20 protein-coding genes and 1 pseudogene are annotated in these 22,803 nt (G+C 71.2%); 12 read left to right on the forward strand and 9 right to left on the reverse strand.

Going from position 1 to position 22,803, the window contains the following annotated elements; all coding sequences use genetic code 11:
• Window positions 1-374 precede the first annotated feature (374 nt).
• The 6 genes from TA3x_RS28070 (at window position 375) to TA3x_RS28095 (ending at window position 11,763) form a co-directional block, all read left to right on the forward strand.
• The gene (locus tag TA3x_RS28070) at window positions 375-2,609 is read left to right on the forward strand and encodes a peptidase domain-containing ABC transporter (RefSeq protein ID WP_435017987.1); all 2,235 of its coding nucleotides are present in this window, start codon (window positions 375-377) and stop codon (window positions 2,607-2,609) included.
• The gene (locus TA3x_RS28075; protein WP_435017988.1) at window positions 2,594-4,087 is read left to right on the forward strand and encodes an HlyD family secretion protein; all 1,494 of its coding nucleotides are present in this window, start codon (window positions 2,594-2,596) and stop codon (window positions 4,085-4,087) included. Before TA3x_RS28070 ends, TA3x_RS28075 begins: the two co-directional genes overlap by 16 nt.
• A 13-nt stretch (window positions 4,088-4,100) precedes the next feature.
• On the forward strand, window positions 4,101-5,972 hold the full coding sequence (locus tag TA3x_RS28080) for a TolC family protein (protein ID WP_435017989.1): 1,872 nt from the start codon (window positions 4,101-4,103) through the stop codon (window positions 5,970-5,972).
• 678 nt (window positions 5,973-6,650) lie between these two features.
• A complete protein-coding gene (locus TA3x_RS28085; RefSeq protein ID WP_435017990.1) occupies window positions 6,651-7,847 on the forward strand; it encodes an HlyD family secretion protein in 1,197 nt (398 codons plus the stop codon).
• The gene (gene rbbA, locus TA3x_RS28090) at window positions 7,840-10,638 is read left to right on the forward strand and encodes a ribosome-associated ATPase/putative transporter RbbA (protein WP_435017991.1); all 2,799 of its coding nucleotides are present in this window, start codon (window positions 7,840-7,842) and stop codon (window positions 10,636-10,638) included. Before TA3x_RS28085 ends, rbbA begins: the two co-directional genes overlap by 8 nt.
• A gap of 3 nt (window positions 10,639-10,641) precedes the next feature.
• The gene (locus TA3x_RS28095; RefSeq protein WP_435017992.1) at window positions 10,642-11,763 is read left to right on the forward strand and encodes an ABC transporter permease; all 1,122 of its coding nucleotides are present in this window, start codon (window positions 10,642-10,644) and stop codon (window positions 11,761-11,763) included.
• Between the two features lie 42 nt (window positions 11,764-11,805).
• Here the strand turns inward: TA3x_RS28095 and TA3x_RS28100 are convergent, their stop codons facing one another.
• The 7 genes and pseudogenes from TA3x_RS28100 to TA3x_RS28130 all read right to left on the reverse strand — a co-directional run bounded on the left by TA3x_RS28100 (window position 11,806) and on the right by TA3x_RS28130 (window position 16,652).
• Window positions 11,806-12,045 carry a hypothetical protein gene (locus TA3x_RS28100; RefSeq protein ID WP_435017993.1) on the reverse strand — a complete coding sequence of 80 codons (240 nt, stop codon included), beginning with the start codon at window positions 12,043-12,045 and terminating at the stop codon, window positions 11,806-11,808.
• A gap of 117 nt (window positions 12,046-12,162) precedes the next feature.
• Window positions 12,163-12,990 carry a hypothetical protein gene (locus tag TA3x_RS28105; RefSeq protein ID WP_435017994.1) on the reverse strand — a complete coding sequence of 276 codons (828 nt, stop codon included), beginning with the start codon at window positions 12,988-12,990 and terminating at the stop codon, window positions 12,163-12,165.
• 27 nt (window positions 12,991-13,017) lie between these two features.
• Complete coding sequence (locus TA3x_RS28110; RefSeq protein ID WP_435017995.1) at window positions 13,018-13,422, reverse strand: hypothetical protein; 405 nt, start codon at window positions 13,420-13,422, stop codon at window positions 13,018-13,020.
• A gap of 49 nt (window positions 13,423-13,471) precedes the next feature.
• Window positions 13,472-14,200 (reverse strand): annotated as a pseudogene (locus TA3x_RS28115) (carboxylate-amine ligase); the annotation flags it as partial.
• Between the two features lie 42 nt (window positions 14,201-14,242).
• Entirely contained in the window at window positions 14,243-15,118 is an 876-nt protein-coding gene (locus TA3x_RS28120) for an SDR family oxidoreductase (RefSeq protein ID WP_435017996.1), read from the reverse strand.
• A 304-nt stretch (window positions 15,119-15,422) separates the two neighbouring features.
• Window positions 15,423-15,707 (reverse strand): hypothetical protein, encoded by a 285-nt coding sequence (locus TA3x_RS28125; RefSeq protein ID WP_435017997.1) that lies wholly within the window; start codon window positions 15,705-15,707, stop codon window positions 15,423-15,425.
• A 144-nt stretch (window positions 15,708-15,851) separates the two neighbouring features.
• Entirely contained in the window at window positions 15,852-16,652 is an 801-nt protein-coding gene (locus tag TA3x_RS28130) for a nucleotidyltransferase (RefSeq protein ID WP_435017998.1), read from the reverse strand.
• Window positions 16,653-16,817: 165 nt separating this feature from the next.
• On the opposite strand from TA3x_RS28130, the gene TA3x_RS28135 reads away from it, so the two are divergent.
• On the forward strand, window positions 16,818-17,564 hold the full coding sequence (locus TA3x_RS28135; RefSeq protein ID WP_435017999.1) for a metallophosphoesterase family protein: 747 nt from the start codon (window positions 16,818-16,820) through the stop codon (window positions 17,562-17,564).
• A 66-nt stretch (window positions 17,565-17,630) separates the two neighbouring features.
• Here the strand turns inward: TA3x_RS28135 and TA3x_RS28140 are convergent, their stop codons facing one another.
• On the reverse strand, window positions 17,631-18,014 hold the full coding sequence (locus tag TA3x_RS28140) for a hypothetical protein (protein WP_435018000.1): 384 nt from the start codon (window positions 18,012-18,014) through the stop codon (window positions 17,631-17,633).
• Between the two features lie 376 nt (window positions 18,015-18,390).
• Between TA3x_RS28140 and TA3x_RS28145 the strand changes: the two genes are divergently transcribed.
• The 4 genes from TA3x_RS28145 to TA3x_RS28160 all read left to right on the forward strand — a co-directional run bounded on the left by TA3x_RS28145 (window position 18,391) and on the right by TA3x_RS28160 (window position 20,742).
• The gene (locus TA3x_RS28145) at window positions 18,391-18,660 is read left to right on the forward strand and encodes a hypothetical protein (RefSeq protein ID WP_435018001.1); all 270 of its coding nucleotides are present in this window, start codon (window positions 18,391-18,393) and stop codon (window positions 18,658-18,660) included.
• A 200-nt stretch (window positions 18,661-18,860) separates the two neighbouring features.
• Window positions 18,861-19,223 carry a hypothetical protein gene (locus tag TA3x_RS28150; RefSeq protein ID WP_435018002.1) on the forward strand — a complete coding sequence of 121 codons (363 nt, stop codon included), beginning with the start codon at window positions 18,861-18,863 and terminating at the stop codon, window positions 19,221-19,223.
• A 56-nt stretch (window positions 19,224-19,279) separates the two neighbouring features.
• On the forward strand, window positions 19,280-19,510 hold the full coding sequence (locus tag TA3x_RS28155; RefSeq protein WP_435018003.1) for a hypothetical protein: 231 nt from the start codon (window positions 19,280-19,282) through the stop codon (window positions 19,508-19,510).
• A gap of 146 nt (window positions 19,511-19,656) precedes the next feature.
• On the forward strand, window positions 19,657-20,742 hold the full coding sequence (locus TA3x_RS28160; RefSeq protein WP_435018004.1) for an AIM24 family protein: 1,086 nt from the start codon (window positions 19,657-19,659) through the stop codon (window positions 20,740-20,742).
• 32 nt (window positions 20,743-20,774) lie between these two features.
• Here TA3x_RS28160 and TA3x_RS28165 read toward each other — a convergent pair whose 3' ends face one another.
• Window positions 20,775-21,173 carry a DoxX family protein gene (locus TA3x_RS28165; protein WP_435018005.1) on the reverse strand — a complete coding sequence of 133 codons (399 nt, stop codon included), beginning with the start codon at window positions 21,171-21,173 and terminating at the stop codon, window positions 20,775-20,777.
• A 354-nt stretch (window positions 21,174-21,527) separates the two neighbouring features.
• Here TA3x_RS28165 and TA3x_RS28170 point away from each other — a divergent pair, with 354 nt between their 5' ends.
• Window positions 21,528-22,664: a hypothetical protein gene (locus tag TA3x_RS28170; protein WP_435018006.1), complete on the forward strand. Its 1,137-nt coding sequence runs from the start codon at window positions 21,528-21,530 to the stop codon at window positions 22,662-22,664.
• Window positions 22,665-22,803 lie beyond the last annotated feature (139 nt).

The raw sequence follows: 22,803 nt of genomic DNA on the forward strand, positions 1-22,803 counted from the left end.
ACGTCGACCCTGGGGGACCGGCCGGATCCGCCCCGGAATCTCGACGATCGATCGTCTCGGCCTTGCCAGTCGGGACGGGCAGGACAACGAATCTTCAATGGATGCCCCATTTCTCATAGGCAACCCAATTCTTTGAAATTCCCTCCTCCAACCTTGCCGACCCACACGACCGATCCACCCCGACTGCCAACCTTCCTTGACCCCTAAGTCGTTAGGGGTTATCAATGGCAGGACATTTCCTCTGAATTCCGTAGGACAGAATGGCGGTTTTCCCGGAAGAATCCCGCGGATCACCGAACAATCGGCCGCCTGGGTGCGTTTAATGTCCTCCGCCCGTGATTGGGAGGGCGCCAACCACCGGCGTAGGAGTCAAGATGCCAGCGACCTGCGTCGACGTTTTGAGAAGTTGCACCGAGGCCATCGGCCTGGAGTTCGATCCGGGCCTGGCCCGGCGGGCCGTCATGCGGCCCGGCCGGGACGTGCCCGGGGTGCTGTCCGAACCGTGGCAAGAGCGTTTGGCCCGGGTCGGCAAGGAGTTCGGCATCCGGATGACCCCTTCGCGGGCCACGGTGCGCGAGGCGATCGCGGCGGCGGCCCCCGGGCTGCCGGTGGTCGCCTGCATCCCGGCATCCGACGGCGAGGCGGGCGACCGTTGGGTCGTCCTCCTGGATCGGAAGGGGAGATCCGCGCGGGTGGCCGGGCTCGTGGAGGGCGAGGCGGACCGCTGGGTCGGCCCCCGCGACCTGGCCCGAGCCCTGGGCGTGACCGATCCCCGGAAGCCTCTGGAGTGGGCCTTCGCCCAGCCGATCACCCCGTGCAATGGCCTCGGCGCCCCGGACGACGGGCACGGGCACGCTCATGGTCATGGTCACGGGCATGGCCACCACGAGGCGATCTCGCCCGTGCGGAGGCTGATCGGCCTGATGCGGCCCGAGGCGCAGGACCTCCGCCTGGTGGTCGCCCTGGCCGTGGTGGTGGGCCTCCTGACCCTGGCCACCCCGCTGGCGATCGAGGCCCTGGTCACGACGGTCGCGATGAGCCTGCTGATGCAGCAGCTCGTCGTCCTGTCGCTGGTCCTGCTCATCTGCCTCGGCTTCGCGGCGGCGCTGCGGGCGGCGCAGACCTACGTCGTCGAGCTCCTCCAGCGGCGGATCTTCGTGCGGCTGGCCTCCGACCTCGCCGACCGCCTGCCCCGCGTGCGCCGGGATGCCTTCGATCGCGAGTACGGGCCGGAGATGGTCAACCGCTTCTTCGACATCCTGACGGTCCAGAAGGTCGGCTCGGCGCTGCTGCTGGACGGCCTGTCCGTCGTCTTCCAGGCGCTGATCGGCATCGGCGTCCTCGCCTTCTACCACCCGTACCTGCTCGGGTTCGACCTGATCCTGCTCGCGGCCATGGCCTTCGCCGTGCTGCAGCTGGGCCGGGGGGCGATCGCCACGAGCATCCAGGAGTCGCGCGCGAAGTACGCCGTCGTCGGCCACCTGGAAGACCTGGCCCGGGCGACGCTGGCCTATCGGCCCGAGGGGGGCAGCGAACTGGCGCTGGACCGGTGCGATGCCCTGGCGCGGCGCTACCTCGGGGCGAGGAGCCACCACTTCGCGATCCTCTGGAAGCAGATCCTCTTCGCCCTGGCATTCCAGTGCATCGCGTCGACCGCCCTGCTGGGCCTGGGCGGCTGGCTGGTCATCCAGGGGCAGCTGACGCTCGGCCAGCTCGTCGCCGCCGAGCTGATCGTGGCGATGGTCGTCGGGTCGTTCGCCAAGTTCGGCAAGCACCTGGAAGGGTGGTACGACCTGATGGCCGCCGTCGACAAGCTCGGCCACCTGATCGACCTGCCGCTGGAGCGGCGCGGCGGCGAGCCCCTGCCCGACGGCGAAGACCCGGCGGCCCTGCGGCTCCGCGGCGTCTCGTTCGCCTACGAGGGACACCACGAGGTGTTCCACGGCCTGGACCTGGAGATCGAGCCGGGGGACCGCGTGGCCGTCGTCGGCCTGAGCGGGTCGGGCAAGAGCACGCTGGTGGACCTGATCTTCGGCCTCCGGGCCCCGTCGTCCGGGTCGATCGAGCTGGACGGGGTCAACCTCCGCGACGTGGGGCTGGAGTCGCTCCGCCGGCAGGTCGCCGTCGTCCAGGGGATCGAGATCGTCGAGGGGACGATCCTGGAGAACCTGCGCGTGGGCCGGGATGAGCTGACGCTCGCCGACCTCCGCGAGGCCCTGGATGCGGTCGGCCTGAACGACCAGCTCTCCGCCCTGCCCGACGGCCTGCACACGCGGCTGGCCGTCACCGGGGCGCCGCTGACGCAGGGCCAGGCCCGCCGCCTGATGCTGGCGCGGGCCATCGCGGGCCGGCCCCGGCTCCTGGTGCTCGACGAGGCGCTGGACGGGCTCGACCTCGAATCGCGGAGGACGGCATTCGACTCGCTGCTCTCCCCCAAGGCCCCGTGGACGCTGCTGGTGGTGACGCACAGCCAGGAGGTGGCCAGCCGCTGCCGCCGGGCGGTGGCCCTCGCCGGGGGAGGCGCCGAACACACGGTGGCGATGAGCAACGGCCATTCGCCGGACATTGAACAGTGGCTCAGGGAGACGTTGCGATGTCGGGCACATTGATCGAGACGGAGGGCCCGCCCGCGACGCCGGCCCCGCCGGCGACACGGGCCCCGGCCCGTCGGCCCAGGGCCCCGCGCGGGATGCACTCCGGCTCGGCGATCCTCCTGGCCCAGACCCCCCGGGCGATCCACAGGCTCGGCCGGGTGCTCGCGCTGTTCATGCTGGCCACCGGCGTCGGCCTGGCCTTCCTGCCCTGGCAACAGTCGGTCCCGGGGACGGGGCGGGTCGTCGGCTTCGCGCCGCTGGACCGCGAATTCCGGGTCGAGGCGCCGCTCTATGGGCGGGTGACGGAGTGGCATGTCCGCGAAGGGACCCGGGTGCGCGGCCCTCGCACCGAGGACGGCCGCGATGTCCCCGGCGATCTGATCGCCACGCTCTCCAACAACGACCCCGATTACCTCACGGCCCTGGAAGACCAGGCCGCCCGCGTCCGGGAGAAGCTCCAGGCGTATCGCGACCAGTACGACATGTATTCCCACATCGTCGAGACGATGGAATCGGCCCGCCAGCAGGCCATCGAGGTCGCGCGCAACGACGTCTCCGTCGGCGAGAAGAAGCTCGCCGCCGAGGGCCGCGACCTGGAGGCGATCCGGGCCAAGTACGAGACCGACGCGGTCCAGATGGGCCGCATCGGCCGCCTCGGCCCGCAGGGGCTCGCCTCGGGCCGCGAGCACGAGCTGGCCGACCTGACCCTGCGCGAGAGCCTGGCCAAGGTGCGCAAGGCCGAGGTCTACGTCGAGGCCGCCAAGGTCGAGCTCCAGGGCAAGCAGAACAAGCTGAAGGAGGTCGAGGCCAAGACCCTGGCCGACGTCGCCAAGCTCCGCAACGACGCCCAGGGGGCCTCCGCCAAGGTGTCCGAGGGGGAGAAGGAGTTGCTGGAGATCGAATCCAAGGTCCGCAACCAGCGGTCCCAGGTGGTCCGCGCCCCGCGCGACGGGGTCATCCAGCGCCTGCTGGTCAACCAGGGGGCCGAGCAGGTCAAGGACGGCGACCCGATCGCCGTGCTGGTGCCGGAGACCTCCGAGATGGCCGTGGAACTCTGGCTGGACGGCAACGACATCCCGCTGGTCAACACCGGCGACCACGTCCGGCTGCAATTCGAGGGCTGGCCCGCCGTCCAGTTCGTCGGCTGGCCGTCGGTGGCCGTCGGCTCCTTCGGCGGCAAGGTCGCCCTGATCGATCCGACCGACAACGGCAAGGGCCGATTCCGGCTTTTGGTCGTCCCCGAGGCCGACTCGGCCTGGCCGTCCAACCGATACCTGCGTCAAGGTGTGCGCACCAAGGGTTGGGTGCTGCTCCGGCAGGTCCGGCTCGGCTACGAGATCTGGCGCCGCCTCAACGGTTTCCCCAAGGTGGTCGCCTCCGAAGAGCCGTCCGAGGCCAAGGGGGACGCGAAGGGGAACGCCAAGGGCTCGACCGCCGAGGGCGAGGACTACGGCGGCAAGGAAAAAGTGAAGCTGAAGCGACCCAAGTCCTAGGCATGAGGCCACGATGATCGCACGGATGCGCTGGCTGGCGGTCTTTCTCGCCGCCTGCGGACCGGCAGGAAGCCGGCCCGCGGCGGCCCAGGGTGTGCCCGACCCCACGTCTTCGCCCCGGCTGGGGCTGCCGTTCGGCACCGAACCCGACCGCCTGTCCGGGCCCCCGCGGGCCGTGGGCGAGCTGCCGATCGGCGAGAGCCAACCCCCCTCGACCCTGCCGGGCAACCTGTCGGGTCCCCCGCGGGCCGTGGGCGAGTCGCCCCCGGGCACGCCGGGGTCGCCCGGGGCGGCCGGCGCCTCGGGGGGGGCGTCGCCCTTCGGCCTCGACCGCCCGTCGCCCGTGCTCCCACTGTCGCCATCCAACCCGTTCACGGGGATGCTGCCGGGCGGCTTCTTCCTGGGGGCCCAGCGGCCCGAATCGGCCCCCGGCACCACCGGGGACGCCGCGCCCACTCCCCCGTCGTCCGCCTCGGTCGGGATCGGCGGCGGGCCCCCCCTGGACCTGGAGGAGATCGTCGGCTCGGCCCTGCAATCCTACCCGCCGTTCCTGGCGGTCCTCGAAGAGCGCGGCATCGCCGCGGGCGATCTTCTCTCGGCGCGCGGGGCCTTCGACCTGAACCTCAACGCCGACACGCGGAATTACCCGCTAGGCTACTACCGCCGGAGCGTCCACGACGTCTTCATCGACCAGCCGCTGCGGGTCCTCGGCTCCGAGGTGTTCGCCGGCTATCGGCTCGCCGAGGGGCGCTGGCCGACATATTACAACTACCTCAACACCCGGGGCGGAGGCGCCTTCGTCGCCGGCTTCAAGCTGCCGCTGCTCAAGAACCGGGACATCGACGCCCGGCGGGCCAAGGAATTCCAGGCCGAGATCGAGCGGCGGAAGGTCGAGCCCACGATCCTGAAGGAACGCATCAGCCTGGTCAAGAACATCACCAAGGCCTACTGGGCCTGGGTCGGCACCGGCCAGGCGGTGGCGGTCTATCGGGATTTAATCCGGCTCGCCGAGTTCCGCGGCAAGTCCCTGGAAGCCCAGGTGAACGAGCAGCTCATCCGGCCGATCGACATCGTCGACTTCCGCCGGGTGCTCCTGTCGCGCCAGCAGCAGCTGGTCGCCATGGAACGGAGGTTCCGTCAGGCGGGCATCGAGCTCTCGCTGTTCTACCGGGACGGTCGGTGCCTCCCCATCATCCCCGATCCGTCCCGCGTGCCGGAGCAATTCCCGACCCAACTCCCCCCCTCGCCCGAGGAGACCGCCCGCGACCTCGAGGTCGCGCTGCGGCTGCGTCCGGAGATCCTCGGCCTGCGGCTCCAGGCCCAGAAGGCGCAGGTCGAGCGCCAGTACGCCGAGAACCAGACCTTGCCCTCGCTGAGCCTCTACGTCTACACCGAGCAGAACGTCGGCAATCGGACCAAGGACCTGGGCAGCGACTTCCGCCCGTACGTCGCCGAGACGTCTTTGCTGTTCGACGTGCCCCTCCAACGCCGCTATGCCCGGGGCCGGATCGCGGCGACCGACGGGGTCATCCGCCAGCTCGCCCACCAGACCCGCTTCGCCAGCGACCGCATCCAGGCCGACATCCTCGATGCCGAGTCGGCGGTCCAGACCGCATGGGGCCAGCTGGTCCGCTACCGCGAGTACGAGGACCAGACGCGCAGCCTGCAGAGGGCCGAGGCCGCCCTGCTGCGCGAGGGGAGCAGCACGGTCCTGCTGCTGAACCTCCGGGAGCAGGCCACGTCCGACGCCCGCGCCTCCCGGATCGAGGCCGAGGCCAAACTCTTCTCCGCCCTGGCCGATTATCGCGCCGCCGTGGGGCTCGACTCGGTCTACTTCGATCCGCCGCAGCCGCCCAACCCCGCCACGGTCAGGGCGACGAACTAGCGCCGCACCGCGAGCGGTTTCAGGGCGGGAAGGGTCCCCCCGGCCGGGACCGACATCGGGCGCGACGGGACGGGGCGAACGTCCGTCGCGATGCCCGCCGGGATCGCGGCCAGCGGCCCCCACGACCCCTCCAGGGCGGAGGTCGCATCCTCGGCCTTCGGGCCCCCGATCCGGCCCGATGCCCGGGCGCTCCCCGTTGGGTCCGGGGATGAAGCCACCCCGGCGCGTGTTGACGGGCCGGGTCACTCCTGGATATGAATAGAACTTGCGCGGATGGTGGCCGTTGATCCACGCCCGCCGCCGGGGATCTCCCGGGAGCGAGGCGTGGCCGTCCCCGGCCGCCTCGCCACGGGCACCCCATCGCACCGAGGCCACACGCGTGCAACCCGACTCGCCCCACCTCAGCCGCACCGACCGGGCCCCCGGGCCGTGGTCCGGCCAGCCCCGGGGCGGCGCCCGCGGGTCCAACCCGATGTTGACCCCGCCCCGGATCTCCAGGGGCCGGCGTGCCGCCACCGGCGTCCCGGATCGCCCCCGGGGGCGGCCGGCGTGCGGCGGAGGCATGCTGCCGGGGCGGGGGCCGGCGCGCCCGGACCTCGCCGATCGATCCGCCCGCTCAAGGTTCGCTCGCCCGCCGATGCGTCCCATGTGATCAATCCGAGCCCGGGAGGCCGTCTGATGGCGACGATTGGGAGCGAACAGGAGATCCAGAAGGGCGATCCGAACGGCCCTCGGCCGAATCCGCCCGCCGGCGGCACCGCCCCGCCGGGGCCGTCCCGGGTCGACCTCTGGAAGCGGAGGCTGAGGGGGGCGGCCAGGAGGATCCTCCTCGCCGCGGCGGCCATCGCGATCGCCGGCTTCGCCTACATCCGGTGGGAGTCCACCCGGCCCGCGCCCCTGCCGGACGGGTTCGTCGCCACCAACGGGCGGATCGAGGGGACGGAGGTCGACATCGCGGCCAAGCAGGAGGGCCGCGTCGTGGAGATCCTGGTCCATGAGGGCGATTTCGTCTCCGCCGGGCAGGTGGTGGCCCGGATGGACACCGACGTGCTCATGGCCCAGTTGAAGGAGGCCGAGGCCAAGCAGCGCGAGTCGAAGAGCGCGGTGGAGGCCGCCCTCAGCAACGTGAAGCAACGCGAGATGGAGAAGGCGGCCAAGGAGGCCGTGGTCGCCCAGCGCAACGCGGAACTGGAGGCCGAGAGCCGGCACTTCGCCCGGGCCGAGCGGTTGGCCGCGCGGGGCGCCGAGACGGCCGACAACCTCGACTCCTTCCGGGTGGCATTCCTGGGCGCCAAGGCGACCCTCGCCGCTTCGCAGGCGGAGCTTGCGGCGGCGGACGCCGCCCTCGCGTCGGCGAAGTCGCAGGTCGTCTACACCGAGGCCTCGGTCGACTCCGCGAAGGCCGGCATCGAGCGGATCCAGGCGGACATCAACGATTGCATCCTGAAGGCCCCCCGCGACGGCCGGGTCCAGTATCGCGTCGCCGAGCCCGGCGAGGTGCTGTCGTCGGGCGGCAAGGTCCTGAACATGGTCGACCTGACCGACGTCTACATGACCTTCTTCCTCCCGACCGAGGAGGCCGGCCGGGTCCGGCAGGGGACCGAGGTCCACCTGGTCCTGGACGCCTATCCCCAGGCCGTCATCCCGGCCCGCGCGACCTTCGTCGCGGACGTCGCCCAGTTCACGCCCAAGACGGTCGAGACGGCCGTGGAGCGGCAGAAGCTGACGTTTCGGATCAAGGCCCACATCGAGAAGGACCTGCTCAAGAAGTACATCCGGCGGGTCAAGACCGGGCTGCCGGGCATGGCCTACGTGCGGCTCGACCCCAAGGCCGAATGGCCCGAGCACCTGAAGGTCAGGATCCCCAATGACTGACCGCGGCCCGGCCGCCATCGGCCCACCGCCCGCCGCGGCGCCCGTGGCGCGTTTGATCGACGTCGGCCTGCAATATGGCAAGACCCGGGCCCTCGACTCGATCCGCCTCGATCTCCCGGCCGGCTGCACGGTGGGGATCATCGGCCCGGACGGCGTGGGCAAATCGAGCCTGCTGTCCCTGATCGCCGGCGCCCGCCGCGTCCAGGAGGGGGTGGTCCAGGTGCTCGGCGGCGACATGGCCGACGCCGGGCACCGGCGGCGCATCTGCCCGCACGTCGCCTACATGCCCCAGGGTTTGGGCAAGAACCTCTATCCCACGCTGTCGGTCTTCGAGAACACCGACTTCTTCGGCCGCCTGTTCGGCCACGGCCGCGCCGAGCGCGAGCGGCGCACCGCCGGGCTCCTGGAGAGCACCGGCCTGGCCCCGTTCGCCGGCCGCCCCGCCGGCAAGCTGTCCGGCGGCATGAAGCAGAAGCTGAGCCTCTGCTGCGCCCTGATCCACGACCCCGAGCTGCTGATCCTCGACGAGCCGACCACCGGGGTCGATCCCCTGTCGCGCCGCCAGTTCTGGGAGCTGATCGACCTGATCCGCGCCGACCGGCCCGGCATGAGCGTCCTGGTGGCGACGGCCTACATGGAGGAGGCCGCGCGGTTCGACTGGCTGCTGGCGATGGACGAAGGCCGCGTGCTCGCGACCGGGACGCCGCGGGATCTCCTGGCGCGCACCGGCGCGGAGACGCTGGAGGATGCCTTCATCGCCCTCCTGCCCGAGGAGAAGCACCGGGGCCACGGGAAGCTGGAGATCCCCCCCCGCGCGTCGGCCGACGGCCGGGTGGCCATCGAGGCGCGGGGACTGACCAAGCGGTTCGGCGACTTCGTCGCGGTCGATCACGTGAGCTTCCGGATCGAGCGGGGCGAGATCTTCGGCTTCCTCGGCTCCAACGGCTGCGGCAAGACGACCACCATGAAGATGCTGACCGGGCTGCTGCCGGCCAGCGACGGGAACGCATGGCTGTTCGGCAACGAGGTGGATGCCCAGGATCTCGCATCCCGCCGCCGCGTGGGCTACATGTCGCAGTCGTTCTCGCTCTACTCGGAATTGACGGTCCGCCAGAACCTGGTCCTGCACGCGCGGCTGTTCCAGGTCCCGGACGAGGAGATCCCGGGCCGGGTCGAGGAATCGACCCTGAGATTCGGCCTCGACAAGGTCCTGGATGCGCTGCCCGACTCGCTCCCCCTGGGGCAGCGGCAACGCCTGTCGCTGGCCGTGGCCCTGATCCATCGGCCGGAACTCCTGATCCTGGACGAGCCGACCTCGGGCGTGGACCCCGTGGCGCGGGACGGGTTCTGGCGCCTCCTGATCGACCTGTCCCGCGAGGACAAGGTCACCATCTTCATCTCGACCCACTTCATCAACGAGGCCCGGCGCTGCGACCGCATCTCCCTGATGCACGCGGGGAAGGTGCTGGTCAGCGACACGCCCGACGGCCTGGTCGCCCGCCGAGGCGCCCCGACACTGGAAGACGCCTTCATCGGCTACCTCGAAGACGCGACCTCCGCGGGGCGGGGCGCGGGGGCGAAACAGGCCGGGAATGAGGCCGCGCCGCCCGGGGTGTTCGCGGCGGAGCAATCGCCCGCGGGCGGGGCCGGCACGGACGCCTGGTTCAGCCCGAGGCGGATGGCGAGCTACGCCCGGCGCGAGGCGCTGGAGCTGAGCCGCGACCCGATCCGCCTGACCCTGGCCGGGCTGGGCAGCATGATCCTCATGCTGATCATGGGCTACGGCATCACCATGGACGTGGAAGGCCTGACCTTCGCCGTGCTGGACCGCGACCAGTCGACCGTCAGCCGGGATTACGCGATCAGCATCGCCGGATCGCAGCGCTACTTCATCGAGCAGCCGCCCATCGCGGACTACAAGGATCTCGACCGGCGGATGCAGTCGGGCAAGCTCAGCATGGCCATCGAGATCCCCCACAACTTCGGGCTCAAGGTGGACCGCGGCCGGCCGGCGGAGATCGGCGTCTGGATCGACGGCGCCATGCCGCAGCGGGCCGAGACGATCCGCAGCTACGTGCAGGGCATGCACTCCCTCTGGCTGGCCGACCAGGCCCGGCGCCAGCTCGGCCTGCGCGACGTGGGCGGGCCGGCGACCGTCGAGGTCCGCTTCCGCTACAACCCGGACGTCAAGAGCGTGGTGGCCATGGTCCCGGCGGTGATCCCGCTCCTCCTGCTGCTGATCCCGACCATGCTGGCGGCGCTCTCGGTCGTCCGGGAGAAGGAGCTGGGCTCGATCATCAACTTCTACGTCACGCCGACGACGAGGCCGGAGTTCCTGCTCGGCAAGCAGCTCCCCTACCTGGCCATCGGCATGCTCAACTTCCTCCTGCTGGCGGCCCTCGCGGAGTTCGTCTTCCGCGTGCCGATGAAGGGGAGCTTCGCGGCCGAGGCGGCCGGCGCCCTGCTCTACATCGGCTGCGCCACCGCGATGGGGCTGCTCGTCTCGACCTTCATGCGCAGCCAGGTGGCGGCGATCTTCGGCACGGCGGTGCTGACGATCCTGCCCGCCACCCAGTTCTCCGGGCTGATCGAGCCGGTCTCCTCGCTGGAGGGCTGGGGCTCGCTGGTCGGCCGGATCTACCCGACGACCTACTTCCTGACGATCACCCGCGGCACATACTCCAAGGCCCTGGGCTTCGCCGACCTGCACGCCGCGTTCATCCCGCTGCTGATCGCCATCCCGGTGCTGCTCGGGCTGGGCGTGATGCTGCTGAACGACCAGGAAACCTGAGCCATGCGCCCGGATCACATCCTGCACCTGGGCGTCAAGGAACTCTGGAGCCTGGTGCGCGACCCGATCATGCTGGTGATGATCATCTATTCGTTCACCGCGTCGATCTACGAGGCCGCGAAGGCGATGCCCGACACCCTCAACAAGGCGCCCATCGCCATCGTGGACGAGGACCGCTCGCCGCTGTCCCAGCGGATCATCAACGCCTTCTACCCGCCCCTGTTCCTCCCGCCCCGGATGGTGACGCAGGCCGAGATGGATTCCCGGATGGACGCCGGCCTGGACACCTTCGCCCTGAACATCCCGCCCGACTTCCAGCGCGACGTGCTGGCCGGGCGCAACCCGGCGATCCAGCTCAACGTGGACGCGACCCGCATGAGCCAGGCCTTCAACGGCGGCGGCTACATCCAGACGATCGTCAACCAGGAGGTGCAAACCTTCGCCAGGCGCTACCGCGCCGAAACGACCCTGCCGATCGACCTGGCGGTGCGGGTGCGATTCAACCCCAACCTCAACAAGTCCTGGTTCAACGCCGTGGTCAAGCTGATCGACCACGTCACGATGCTGTCGCTCATCCTCACGGGCGCCGCGCTGATCCGGGAGCGCGAGCGGGGCACGATCGAACACCTGCTCGTGATGCCGGTCACGCCCTTCGAGATCATGACCAGCAAGATCTGGTCGATGGGCCTGGTGGTGCTCGTCGCCTGCGCCTTCTCGCTGGTCGCCGTCGTGCGGGGGGCCCTGGCCGTGCCGATCGAGGGCTCGATCGCGCTGTTCCTGCTGGGCACCGCCCTGCACCTGTTCGCCACCACGTCGATGGGGATCTTCATGGGGACGTTCACCCGATCGATGCCCCAGTTCGGCCTGCTCTTGATGCTGGTGCTGCTGCCGATGCAGATGCTCTCCGGGGGAGAAACCCCGCGCGAGAGCATGCCCGAATGGGTCCAGGACGTGATGCTGGGGGCGCCGACGACGCACTTCGTCAAGCTCGCCCAGGGGATCCTGTACCGGGGGGCGGGCTTCGGCGTCGTCTGGCCGCAGTTCCTGGCCCTCGCCCTGATCGGGGCCATCTTCTTCGGGGTCGCCCTCTCTCGCTTCCGGAAGATCATCGGGACGATGGCCTGATCGCCGCGCCGGGGCCGCCCATCGGCCCCGGTGGCCCGGCGATCACGCGCCGATCCGGGCCTGGGCGACGGCGTGGAGCAGTTCCTCGTCGGAGAGGCCGTCCTCCCAGCCTTCGGGCAGGGCCAGGCGCACGGTCGGCTCCTCCCGGCTCGGCGAGCAGACCACGGGGACCGTCCCCTCCCCGCCTTCGGCGGCGGCGGGGGCGTGGTCCCCCTCCACGGCGGCCAGCGCCCGGACGCAGACCCACTCGATGCCGTCTTGACCCCGGACCCTGCGTTCCATCGGCGATACCTCGTTCGATCGATGAATGATGGGGAAGCCCTCGCGTCGCCCGGCACGACCATGCAAGATCGACGCCGGGCCCCCAGCGAAATCCCCGCGGCCCCGCGGCCTCGTCGCTCAGGCCCCCTTGCGAAGCCGGGGCGCTCCCCCGTCCAGGTCGAGCGGTTCGAGGCGGACGCCCCGGGCGTCGGCCCGGACCAGCGTGTCCGGCCCGACCTCGATCCAGCCTGGGCCTTCGTCCAGCGGCTCGGAGGCGATCACCGAGCCCCCCGACCAGCGCGATTCCCCGGCCAGGTAGTAGAGCGTGTTCGGCGTCTCGGGCTCGGCGTATCGCACCGCCACGACGTCCGAGCCCGAGGCGAGGATCACGTTGGTCTTGATCTCGCCGTCGTGGTCGCGGGCCAGGTCGCGGCACTCGCGGAGCGTCGTCCGGAGCGCCAGGGCGGCGTCCCGCCCCCCGGCGCGGCGGAAGTGGGTCCGCCACAGGGCGCCCATCATCTCGCCGTCGGTCGACCCCCTCAGGTCGGCCTCGTGGTCCGGGTCGAGCCGGTCGCGGATCGCCTTGGAGAGCGGCCCGGGCCAGGGCTGGAGCATCCCGTTGATCGTCCAGAGGTGGTCGTCCAGCACATACAGCGGCGTGTTGGTCAGGCAGGTCTCGATGTTCGGGCTGGCGTAGCGGATGTGGGCGACGATCGAGCCGGAGGCCACCGCGCGGGGCATGGTCCTCCCGTTCTGGTCGGACCACAGCGGCAAGACGCTCTTGAGCAGGCCCGGCGTGGGCCCGGCCCCGGGGTTGAACCAGCCGACCCCCCAGCCGTCGCCGGCCACGCTGGAGTCGGACATCTGCCGGGCGTTGCGGCTCTGGTCGGTCAGGCCGTGGGGCGGGTCGTCCAGCAGCGACGAGAGGGTCCTCGGGGGGCCGAGGTAGGCGGCGATCCGGCACATCGGGGCATCTCCGGCGGCGGGTTGGGGTCAGATTGCGGTCGCCTCGTGACGGGGCGATCCGTGATCGGCCCCGGACCCCACGCAGCCGGGCCCTGGCACGGGGCCGGCCGTCAGGAGCCGGGCGACTTCGATCAGGTCGCCGGTGCGTTCGAAGACGGCGAGTTGGAGGTCGGCCCCGGTCGGGCCGTCGGCCATCGCCCGGGCCATCTCCAGGTGCCGGGCGCAGCCGAGTTCCTCGGCCACGCCGCCCAGGCGGTCGACCAGGCGGCGGATGACGTCGGAGGCGCGGGCGGGGCGGCCGGTGCCGGGGTCGACGATCATCGCCTCCAGGCCGTACCGTGAGGCCCGCCAGCGATCCTGGCGGATCATCATCCGGCCGATCTCGTCGTCGGGCAACGGCCTCCCGTCGTCGCGGCGGGCCAGGTCGTGCACCAGGCACTGGATCAGGGCCGTCAGCCCGAGTGTCGCGTCGAGGTCGGGGGGGCATGTCGCAGGCCCGGACCTCGACGGTGCCGTGCCGCTCGCTGGGCCGGACGTCCCACCATAGTTCCTTGGTCGTCTTGATGTGCCCGGCGTCCGACAGTCGGCCGACCAGTCGGTCGAAGTCGCCCCATCGCGACAGGTGCGGCGGGATCCCGCCGATGGGGGAGGTCGCCAGCACCTCGACCCGGTGCGACCGGAGGCCGGTGGCCCGGCCGCACCAGAACGGGCTGTTGGCCGAGAGGGCCAGCAGGGCGGGGATGTATATCGAGATCCGGGTGCAGGCCCGCACGGCCTCATCCCCGCCCTCGACGCCGACGTGGACGTGCATGCCGAACGTCAGCTGGCGGCACAGTGTCTCCCGGAACGTCTCGGCGAGTTCCAGGTAGCGGGGTTCCGGGGTGATCGGCTGGTCCATCCAGTGGGCGAACGGGTGGGTCCCGCCCCAGGCGAGCAGGACGCCATGCCGCCGGGCCAGCTCGCGGACGGCGTCGAGCTTCGGGGCGAGGTCCCGCCCCACCCCTTCGACGTCGCCGCAGATGGCGGTGTTGACCTCCAGGCAGGAGGGGTAGAACTCCGGCTTCAGCGAATCGGCCAGCCCGGCGGGGGCCGCCGCGATGATCTCGGGGGCGACATCCCGGAGCCCCAGGTAGCGGGCGTCGACGAGCTGGAATTCCAGCTCCACGCCGAGGGACGGGCCGGGGCTGCCGGGGAACGGTTCGACGCGCATGGGAGAGGATCCTCGCTCAGGTCGTCCGCGGCCGGGCCCGGGCTATCCGGTGGTGACCTCGCCGCCCAGCAGGGTCAGGACCTCGCCGGTGATGTAGCTGCTGTCCGCCTCGGAGGCGAAGAAGACGAAGGCCGGGGAGATCTCCTCCGGCTGGGCCGGGCGGCCCATCGGCGTCTTCTCGCCGTGCTTGGCCACCTGGTGCGCCGGCTCGCTCATCGGGATGAACGGCGTCCAGACCGGCCCCGGGGCCACGCAGTTGACCCGGATGCCCCGGTCGACGAAGTTCTGCGCCAGCGACTTGGTGAAGGCGTGGATCGCCCCCTTGGTCGCCGAGTAGTCCATCAGCCGGGCCGTCCCGCGCATCCCGGCGATCGAGCCGACGTTGATGATCGAGCTGCCCTTCTTCAGGTGCGGCAGGGCGGCCTTGACCATGAAGAAGTAGCCATAAATATTGGTCTTGAAGGTCTTGTCGAACTGCTCGACGGTGATGTCCTCGAAGCGGTCCTGCTGCATCTGGTAGGCGGCGTTGTTGACCAGGATGTCGAGCTGGCCCAGCTCCTTGACGGTCCGCTCGACGAGGTTGCGGCAACCCTGCGGGTCGGTGACGTCGCCGGGCAGGAGCAAGCAGCGGCGGCCCGCGGCCTCGACCGCGCCCCGGGTCTCCTCGGCGTCGGCCTGCTCCTCGGCGAGGTAGACGATGGCGACGTCGGCCCCTTCGCGGGCGTAGAGCACGGCCACGGCCCGGCCGATGCCGCTGTCGCCGCCGGTGATCAGGGCCACCTTGCCCTCCAGCTTGCCGGCGGCGCGGTAGTCGGGCGCCTGGTAGCGGGGCTTCTGGCCCATCTCCGCCTCGATCCCCTGCCCTTCCTGCTGCTCGGGGGGCATCGGGCCTTCGGGCTCTTGCTTCTGCTGGCTCATGGCGATCCTCGGCGGTTGGGGGAACATGGCGGGACGGCGGGCTCGCCTCGGCCCGTCGCCGCAAGCAAACACCGGGCCGTCGGGGCGGCGGCGCCGCCGTTCGGCGGAAAAATATGCTTCAAAGCTCATGCGATCGGCCCGGCCGGCCCGGATCCGGGGGCGATGGCGTCGGATCGCCGGCCCGAGGGGATGGGGCCGGGCCCGGCCGATGCTCGCGGGCGTCCCCCGACGGGGCAACGCTTTGCCCGGGGCACCGGCACCGGCCGGCGGGGTCGCGGGCGATCCCCCGCCCGGGGCCGTCGATTCAGGCCCCTCCCCGCGCCGATCCGGACGCGTCCGACGCATCGCGGCCGGCGTCGGGCTCGTAGGCCGGGGGCGTCCCGCTGCGCCCGGTGCCCCTCGGGCCCGGATCGGTCTGGCCGGGGGGGACGTAGCGCTCGCTGCCCCCGGTGCCGGGTCCGCTGGCCGACTCGTTGGGGTCGGGCCCGGGCGTGCCGGCGTCCCGGCCGCCGCGATCCGAACTCGCCCCGCCGCCCGTGGTCGCCGTGTTGTCGCCCGGCGTGTCGCCCAGGACTTGATCCCTGCTCATGATGGTGCCTCCGAGTTGGGTGGGCGCCCCTCGGCGGGCCGGACGGGCCGCGCCGGGGCGCGGGACCTTGGGGATCAAAGGGCATGCCAAGGACGGGCACGCCGCGGCCCGACCCGGGATCTCGCACTCCCGGGCGCGGCGGGCCTACTTGTGCGGCTCGATGCAGGCGGTCCAGTGGGCGACCTCCTCGGCGGACATCGGCCCGGCCGGCCTGACCCGCGCGTCGGCGTAGCCCCGGAGGCCGGTATCGGCCTGGTATTGCTCGCGGGAGAGGAACGTCCCCAAGCAGACCTTCTCCGCCGGGGCGGGCGCGTCGACCTCGGCCTCCAGCCGGCCCGTCAATTCGCGGAGGACCCAGGCCGGCACCTTGCCGCGCTCCGAGGGATAGCAGAACCCGAACAGGATGAGCTGGCTGAGGATCAGGCGCCAGTGGTCCCCGAAGCGGTCGAGCAGGCGACGCCAGTCGAACGAATCGCCCCGGGCGAGGATCAGGTGGGCGATGTCGGCCCCGTCGTAGCGCTCGCGCTCCTGGACATAGCACTTCGACCAGATCATCTCCTCGGGCGGGCAGACCCGGACCGGGATCCCCAGCACCTGCGCCTCGGTCGCGTGCCGGAACCAGCCGTCGTCGACCCGGGCCACGCCATTGCCCGAGTTGAAGATCAGGTCGGCGAAGCAGTCCTCGCCGTGGGCCTTCGCCAGCCAGTGCGGGAACGGGATCTCGGTGCGGTATCCGGCCCGCGAGAGGGCCTCCAGGGCCGGGTCGAGGTCGGATCGCTTGAGGAAGAAATCGACATCCTTGGTGTGCCGCTCGATCTCCGTGTAGGCGGCCAGGGCGAAGGCGCCCCCGACGAGGAAGGGCACGCCGGCCTCGGCCAGGACGGTCATCGTGCGGACGTAGAATTCCCGCGTCCGCGGGTCGAGATCGAGGTGGGCTGGCTGCATATCGCGTCCCAGGTCTGATATTTTCGCCCGCCGGGCGGATCATCGCGCCCCCACGGAGAGCAATCCGGGTGCCGATCGTTGGGCACGCGGGTTGCCACCTGGTCGACCCATGCGCCGCGACCCGAGCGGCCCCGAAATCACCCTGGATTCGAGACGGAGGCGGTGATGCCCGAGCCCGGCCCGGTCGTACGAGTGGCGGCGATTGGCGATCTCCATTGCACCAGGACATCGCAGGGGACCATCGCGCCGATGTTCGCCGGCGTCAGCGAGTTCGCCGACGTCCTCGTCCTGTGCGGGGACCTGACCGACTACGGCCTGCCCGAGGAGGCCCACGTGCTCGTGAAGGAGCTGGCGGGCGCATCGAACCTGCCGACGGTGGCCGTGCTGGGCAACCACGACTTCGAGTCGGGCCAGGCGGACGAGGTGCGGCAGATCCTCGCCGAGTCGGGCATCATCATGCTCGACGGCGACGCGGTGGAGGTCCGGGGCGTCGGCTTCGCCGGCGCCAAGGGGTTCGCCGGGGGATTCGGGCGGGGGACGCTCGGCGCCTGGGGCGAGTCGTCCGTGAAATTTTTCGTCCAGGAGGCGATCGACGAGGCGCTCAAGCTGGAATCGGCCCTGGCCCGGCTGCGCACCGAGCACCGCATCGCCGTCCTCCATTACGCCCCGATCCGCGCGACGGTCGAGAACGAGCCGCCGGAGATCTTCCCGTTCCTCGGGTGCAGCCGGCTGGAAGAGCCCCTGAACCGCTACCCGGTGACGGCCGTGGTCCACGGCCATGCCCACAACGGCACCCACGAAGGCCGCACCGGCGCGGGAATCCCCGTGTACAACGTCTCCCTGCCGCTGATGCGGAAGACGTCCCCCGATCGCCCCCCGTTCCGCATCATCGAGGTGCCCGCCCCCGCCTGAGCCGGCCGGGCGCGCCGCATCGGCGGTCGCCCGGGACCGCCCCGATCGGCCGCCCGCGCGGCGCGGTCACCGGCCCCCCGTCGCCTCGTGGTCCGGCGGGCCGATCGACGTCGTCGGGGTCCACGAGGGCGGGTCGCTGGCCGGGAAGGATTCCTCGGAAGCCTCTGCCACCGGGTCGTCCGAGCCTTCGAAGTCGATCCGGCCGCCCCGTCCGACCGCGTCGCCGGACTCGCCCGACCACGAGCCCCCGACCGAGCCGGTGAAGATCGAGGGCGTCTCGCCCCGTCCTTCGCCGCGGGCGAGCCCGTCGGCGGCATCCTCCGCGCTCATCGCGCCCCCGGCGATCGTCTCCAGGTCGTCGCCCGGGCGGATGCCGGGCGCCCGGGCGGTCACCCCGCCGATGGGCTTGCCTTGCTCGTCGCGATGCGGATCGTTGCCGATGCCAGCCATGTCGGACCTCCATTTCGGGTGAAAGTCGCGGATCATCCCGATCGGTCGTTGCAATCCCCATACCCGGCCGAGGTCCACCTTCGGCGCGGGGATCCTGCATCCTCCCGCCCGAATCGCCGCAGGGACTCCGCGCCGGGGGACGCGCGAGGACGGCACTGGGCGAGATCGGGGTCCCCGATCCGGCCGCCTCCCATCCCGACCGGCCGGCCCATTCTGAGCATCCGAATTTCTCCCGATCGCCTGAGCGGCAACGGTTTGCGTCGAGCGGGCGGCATGGTCGCGACGACGGCCGTGCCGGATGGGTGTCTTGACCGGCCTCGCGGATGGCCGTCCGCGCCATCCCGGGGCCCACCCCATCCCGCGAGGAGTTGTCCCCATGCCCATCGATCCGTTCGCGATCCAAGCGTCGGCCCGGCTCGCCGCCGACGCCGGGCCGATCGCCCGCCGAGCCGTGAAGTCCTCGTTCCCGCTCCTGTGGTTGGTGCTCAGGCCGATCATCGGCAAGCTCCTGATGATCGTGATCGAATCGATCTTCGCCGCCTCGGCGACCGGCCGGGGGATCGTGGCCGGCGGCCGGTCCGACCCCTACCGGGACGGCTACGGCTCGGAAGTGCTGAAGGCGTTGCGGGAGGCCGACGCGGACTGACCGCCCCCCCGCGACGCCCGGCCTCGCCACCACCCACGCTTATTTTTGAATATTAGATTATTTTAGCAACATTTGTTATTCGATCTGTTAAAGTTCATGTCGTGGCACCGGCCCGGGCCCGGCGCGAGATCCGGCCCGGCCCCACCCGTCCCGCGGTCGTCCGATGTCGGGGGCGACCCGCCCTTCTCCGGGATCCACCCATGAGCCCCTTCCCGACCCGCATCGCATTCGCAGGGCGCATCCGCCGCATCCGCCTCGACGCCTTCGGCGAGGACGGCATCGGGAGGCTGTCCGAGGCCCTGGGGATCCTGCCGCGGACCTGGGAGAATTACGAGGCGGGGGTGACCATCCCCGACCTGATCATCCTCCGCTTCATCTGCCTCACCGGGGCCGCCCCCCGATGGCTCCTCGCCGACGAGGGGCCCGCCTATGGGCCCGATCCCGGCACGAACCAGGACGACGATCGAGATCGAATCCCGGTTTCGTCCCCGCCACTCGCCGCCGGTGCATCGCCCTGCCGGACGCCGGCCCGGAGGGTCGGGGGCGATGCTCCCACGGGTTGACGATCCGGGGGTCCCTCGCGTAGTGTCCAGGCAGACACCAACGGAGGGACCATGCCATGTCGCATCATCACGCCAGGGGCGCGACCTCGCGCGAGGTCGGCATCATCGCCCGGCTGACGACCGCCGGGTCCAGGGCCGTCGACCCGTCCGACCGCATGGCGATCGGCGAGGGGTTGGAATTGATCCGCCTGCTGGTCTCCGAACGGGGCCGGCGCCGGGACCTGGATGTCCAGTGGGACGAGGCCGGGGCCGACGGCTTCCCGGTGGACCCGCCCTGCCCCGACTGACCGGGGCCGCGATCGAACCCGGATTGCCCGGATCGTCCGGCCCGGGGATGATGGCACGCCGGGGGCGACGATGCGCGGGCGATGGTCGCCCTGCCGATGACCCGCCGATGCCCGGCGGGGGCGGGTTTCCCGACCGAGGGGTGCCGATGGCGGCCGAATGGCGTTTTCGGATCATGGGGACGGTGTTCGGCCCGGTCTCCGTCGCGGACCTGGTCCGGCAGGCCGCCGAAGGCCGGATCGGCCCGGACACCGAGGTCAGGAAGGGCGACGGCCCCTGGATCCTCGCCTCCAAGGTGGCCGGCCTCTTCGACCGGGCCGCCCAGGCCAGGCCGGCCGCCCCGGATCCGCCCGGGCCGGCCGAGGAGGCCAGCGTCTTCGTCCCCGCGCCGAGGCGTCCTTCGTCGGCCGCCCCCTCGGGCGGCAACTTCGAGGTGATCGACATGGCCGAGGCCGACGGCTTCCGGGTCGAGGTGCTGGCCTACTCCGGGCTCGGCGGCTCCCGGGACCCGCAGACGGCCTCGACCCTCTATTTCGCCGAGCGGGCGGGCATCCGGCTCAAGCAGGTCCGGATCACCCTGGACGGCGGCGAGGCGATCGCCGAGTCGGGCGCCCTCCACTTCATGCTCGGCCGCATCCAGATGGAGAGCAAGATCGGCGGCGTCGCCGGGCTCGGCAAGGCGATGATGAACCGGTTCGTCGCCAAGGAGGCGGCGATCCTGCCCCGCTACCGGGGCACCGGGCAGATCTACCTGGAGCCGTCGTTCGGCCACTTCCTGATCCACCGGCTGGCCGCCGAGGAGGTGATCGCCGACAAGGGGATGTTCTACTGCGGGCAGGGGACGCTCGACGTCGGCGCGGCGATCCAGAAGAACGTCTCGTCGGCCCTGTTCGGGGGCGAGGGGCTGTTCCAGACGAGGATCCGGGGGACCGGGATCTGCGTGCTGGAGTCGCCCGTGCCGGCCGGCGAGATCGTGCGGGTCGACCTGAAGGACGAGGCGTTGCAGGTGGACGGCAACTTCGCCCTGATGCGGACCGGCCGGATCGAGTTCTCCGTCGAGAAGTCGACTCGGAGCATCCTGGGGACGATCACCGGCGGCGAGGGGCTGCTCCAGACGTTCCGGGGCACCGGCTCGGTGTGGCTGGCGCCGACGCAGGAGGTCTACCAGCGGCTCCAGGCGGGCGGGCTGGGCTCGATGTCCTCGGCGTCGAGGTCATCGAACACCTCGACCTAGATCGCGCGACGCCGGGCCCCGGCCCCGCCCGTTCAGGCGAGCTGATCGGGGTCCTCGGCGAGGATCTCGGCCGCCCGTTCCGGCCGGAACCGGTAGGCGATGAACGAGACCGCCAGGAAGGCGGCCAGCGCGAGCCAGGGGGCCTCCCCCTCCCGCAGCCCCATCACGACCCGCAACGCGAACAGGGCCATCAGCACCAGCGCGGTGAAGAAGTTCACGAACGGGATCAGCAGGGTCACGGCGCCGACCACCTCGATCAGCCCGACCGCGATCCTCGACCAGTCGGGGAGCCCCCAGGCCTCGAAGTTCGCGACGACCGTCCGCGAGCCGGCCAGGGTGGCCACCCCGGCGAACAGGCAGCACATCACCGCCACCCCGAACGCCAGGATCGTGGCGACGAATGCGAAGAACTCCCGCGTATCTCGGTCCATGGGTCATCTCCAGGCCAACGGCGGCGGCGGCGCCGGCACGAGGGGAAGGGGCGGGCCGAGGCCGGCCGTCCGCCCTATCCTATCGGGTGGCCGGCCGGTTGCCAGGGAGGGGCGCCCCGCCCGCCCCGATCGGATCGGCCGGCCCCGGGGGGCGTCCCCGATTCCACGGATTTTTCGGGTGTCCATTTGATAAGCGGGGGCCCCTGTCCTATCCTGGCACGATCCGAATGATCCTGATCGGGATCGAAGTCCGCGCCGGGCCCGGGCCCCGGGCCCGCGCCAGCCCGGCCGGATGATGGCCGACGCCGGCCACGGACCGCACCGCATCAACAGCGTCTGTTGGGAGCACCCACCATGTTCGGATCGTACCGTTCGAAGCTCGCCGTGGTCGCCTCGTTCGGGGTCCTCGCCGGGTCGGCCCAGGCCCAGTATTGGGGCGGCTATGGCGGCTACGGCTATGGCGGCTACGGCTATGGAGGCGGGCAGACGGTCGCCGGGAGCACCCTGCAGGGGATGGGCGTGCTGGCCGCCGCCGCCGGCCAGTACAACGTCCAGACCGCCCAGGCCAACGCGATCAACACCGACACGGCGATGCGGTACAACCAGTACCTGTACCTGTCGAAGCTCGAAGGCGAGCGCAAGTATCACGAGCGGCTGGCGCGGGACAAGGCCCGCGAGGCCAAGGGGGCGGCGGAGGTCGCCGCCCGGCTCCGGGACAATCCGGAGCCGGGGGACATCACCCGCGGCGACGCCCTGAACGTCATCATGAACGAGCTGACCGACCCGAAGATCTACGATAAGGCCCTGTACTACGCCGGCCGGATGAAGGTGGGCGGCGAGCAGATCCGCGACATCCCGTTCAACTACGCGTCGGCGGCCATCTCGATCAGCGTCCACGAGCTGACCCAGGGGGGCGCCCCGCCCATCCTCAAAACCGACCCCCGGTTCGCCGCCGACCGCACCGCGCTGCGGGCCATCGCCGCCGAGCTGCGCAAGGAGGGGGACGAGACGGGCTCCCACAAGCCCGAGACGATCCAGAAGGCCAAGGACCAGATCATGGCCACCCGCGCCAAGGTCGAGGCGACGCTGGAGAAGAACACCCCCGATCGGGTCGCCGCCGACAAGTTCCTGAAGGCCCTCTACGGCTTCACGAAGATGCTGGACACCCCGGCCGTCAGCGTCCTGCTGGCCGGCGTCGAGAAGCACCCCGAGGCCTCGCTCGGCGACCTGATGAAGTTCATGACCGTCTACAACCTCCGCTTCGGCGTCGCCGACACGCCCCGCCAGAAGGCCGTCTACACCCAGCTCTACCCGATGCTGGCCCAGGTCCGGTCGGAACTCCGCACCGGCGGCGCCGCCCCGGCCCCGGCCGCCGAAGCCCCGGCGACGCACGCCTCGGCCGCCGCCCCGCTGGATGCGTTCGACAAGCTCAGCTACGACCAGATCGACGGCAAGATGCCCCCGCCCCCCGTGCCCAACGCCCCCCGCTGATCCGATCGATCGTCACGGACCGAGCCGGAGGGCGGAGGAGGACATCCTCCGCCCTCCGGCCGACTCGGACCTTCGCCGAGAATCCACGCCGAGGTCGCCGGAAAGTGTGCGAACGGGCCGCGCCCGGAACGATAGTGTC

The sequence above is a fragment of the Tundrisphaera macrotermitis genome, from assembly GCF_051175315.1.
Lineage (GTDB): Bacteria > Planctomycetota > Planctomycetia > Isosphaerales > Isosphaeraceae > Tundrisphaera.

Coding starts and splice junctions, on each gene's coding strand:
- TA3x_RS28085 (WP_435017990.1), top strand. CDS start 6,651: ATGGCGACGATTGGGAGCGAACAGGAGATCCAGAAGGGCGATCCGAAC.
- TA3x_RS28095 (WP_435017992.1), top strand. CDS start 10,642: ATGCGCCCGGATCACATCCTGCACCTGGGCGTCAAGGAACTCTGGAGC.
- TA3x_RS28080 (WP_435017989.1), top strand. CDS start 4,101: ATGATCGCACGGATGCGCTGGCTGGCGGTCTTTCTCGCCGCCTGCGGA.
- TA3x_RS28160 (WP_435018004.1), top strand. CDS start 19,657: ATGGCGGCCGAATGGCGTTTTCGGATCATGGGGACGGTGTTCGGCCCG.
- TA3x_RS28170 (WP_435018006.1), top strand. CDS start 21,528: ATGTTCGGATCGTACCGTTCGAAGCTCGCCGTGGTCGCCTCGTTCGGG.
- TA3x_RS28135 (WP_435017999.1), top strand. CDS start 16,818: ATGCCCGAGCCCGGCCCGGTCGTACGAGTGGCGGCGATTGGCGATCTC.
- TA3x_RS28120 (WP_435017996.1), bottom strand. CDS start 15,118: ATGAGCCAGCAGAAGCAAGAGCCCGAAGGCCCGATGCCCCCCGAGCAG.
- TA3x_RS28100 (WP_435017993.1), bottom strand. CDS start 12,045: ATGGAACGCAGGGTCCGGGGTCAAGACGGCATCGAGTGGGTCTGCGTC.
- TA3x_RS28125 (WP_435017997.1), bottom strand. CDS start 15,707: ATGAGCAGGGATCAAGTCCTGGGCGACACGCCGGGCGACAACACGGCG.
- TA3x_RS28105 (WP_435017994.1), bottom strand. CDS start 12,990: ATGTGCCGGATCGCCGCCTACCTCGGCCCCCCGAGGACCCTCTCGTCG.
- TA3x_RS28150 (WP_435018002.1), top strand. CDS start 18,861: ATGAGCCCCTTCCCGACCCGCATCGCATTCGCAGGGCGCATCCGCCGC.
- TA3x_RS28075 (WP_435017988.1), top strand. CDS start 2,594: ATGTCGGGCACATTGATCGAGACGGAGGGCCCGCCCGCGACGCCGGCC.
- TA3x_RS28130 (WP_435017998.1), bottom strand. CDS start 16,652: ATGCAGCCAGCCCACCTCGATCTCGACCCGCGGACGCGGGAATTCTAC.
- TA3x_RS28165 (WP_435018005.1), bottom strand. CDS start 21,173: ATGGACCGAGATACGCGGGAGTTCTTCGCATTCGTCGCCACGATCCTG.
- rbbA (WP_435017991.1), top strand. CDS start 7,840: ATGACTGACCGCGGCCCGGCCGCCATCGGCCCACCGCCCGCCGCGGCG.
- TA3x_RS28155 (WP_435018003.1), top strand. CDS start 19,280: ATGTCGCATCATCACGCCAGGGGCGCGACCTCGCGCGAGGTCGGCATC.
- TA3x_RS28140 (WP_435018000.1), bottom strand. CDS start 18,014: ATGGCTGGCATCGGCAACGATCCGCATCGCGACGAGCAAGGCAAGCCC.
- TA3x_RS28145 (WP_435018001.1), top strand. CDS start 18,391: ATGCCCATCGATCCGTTCGCGATCCAAGCGTCGGCCCGGCTCGCCGCC.
- TA3x_RS28070 (WP_435017987.1), top strand. CDS start 375: ATGCCAGCGACCTGCGTCGACGTTTTGAGAAGTTGCACCGAGGCCATC.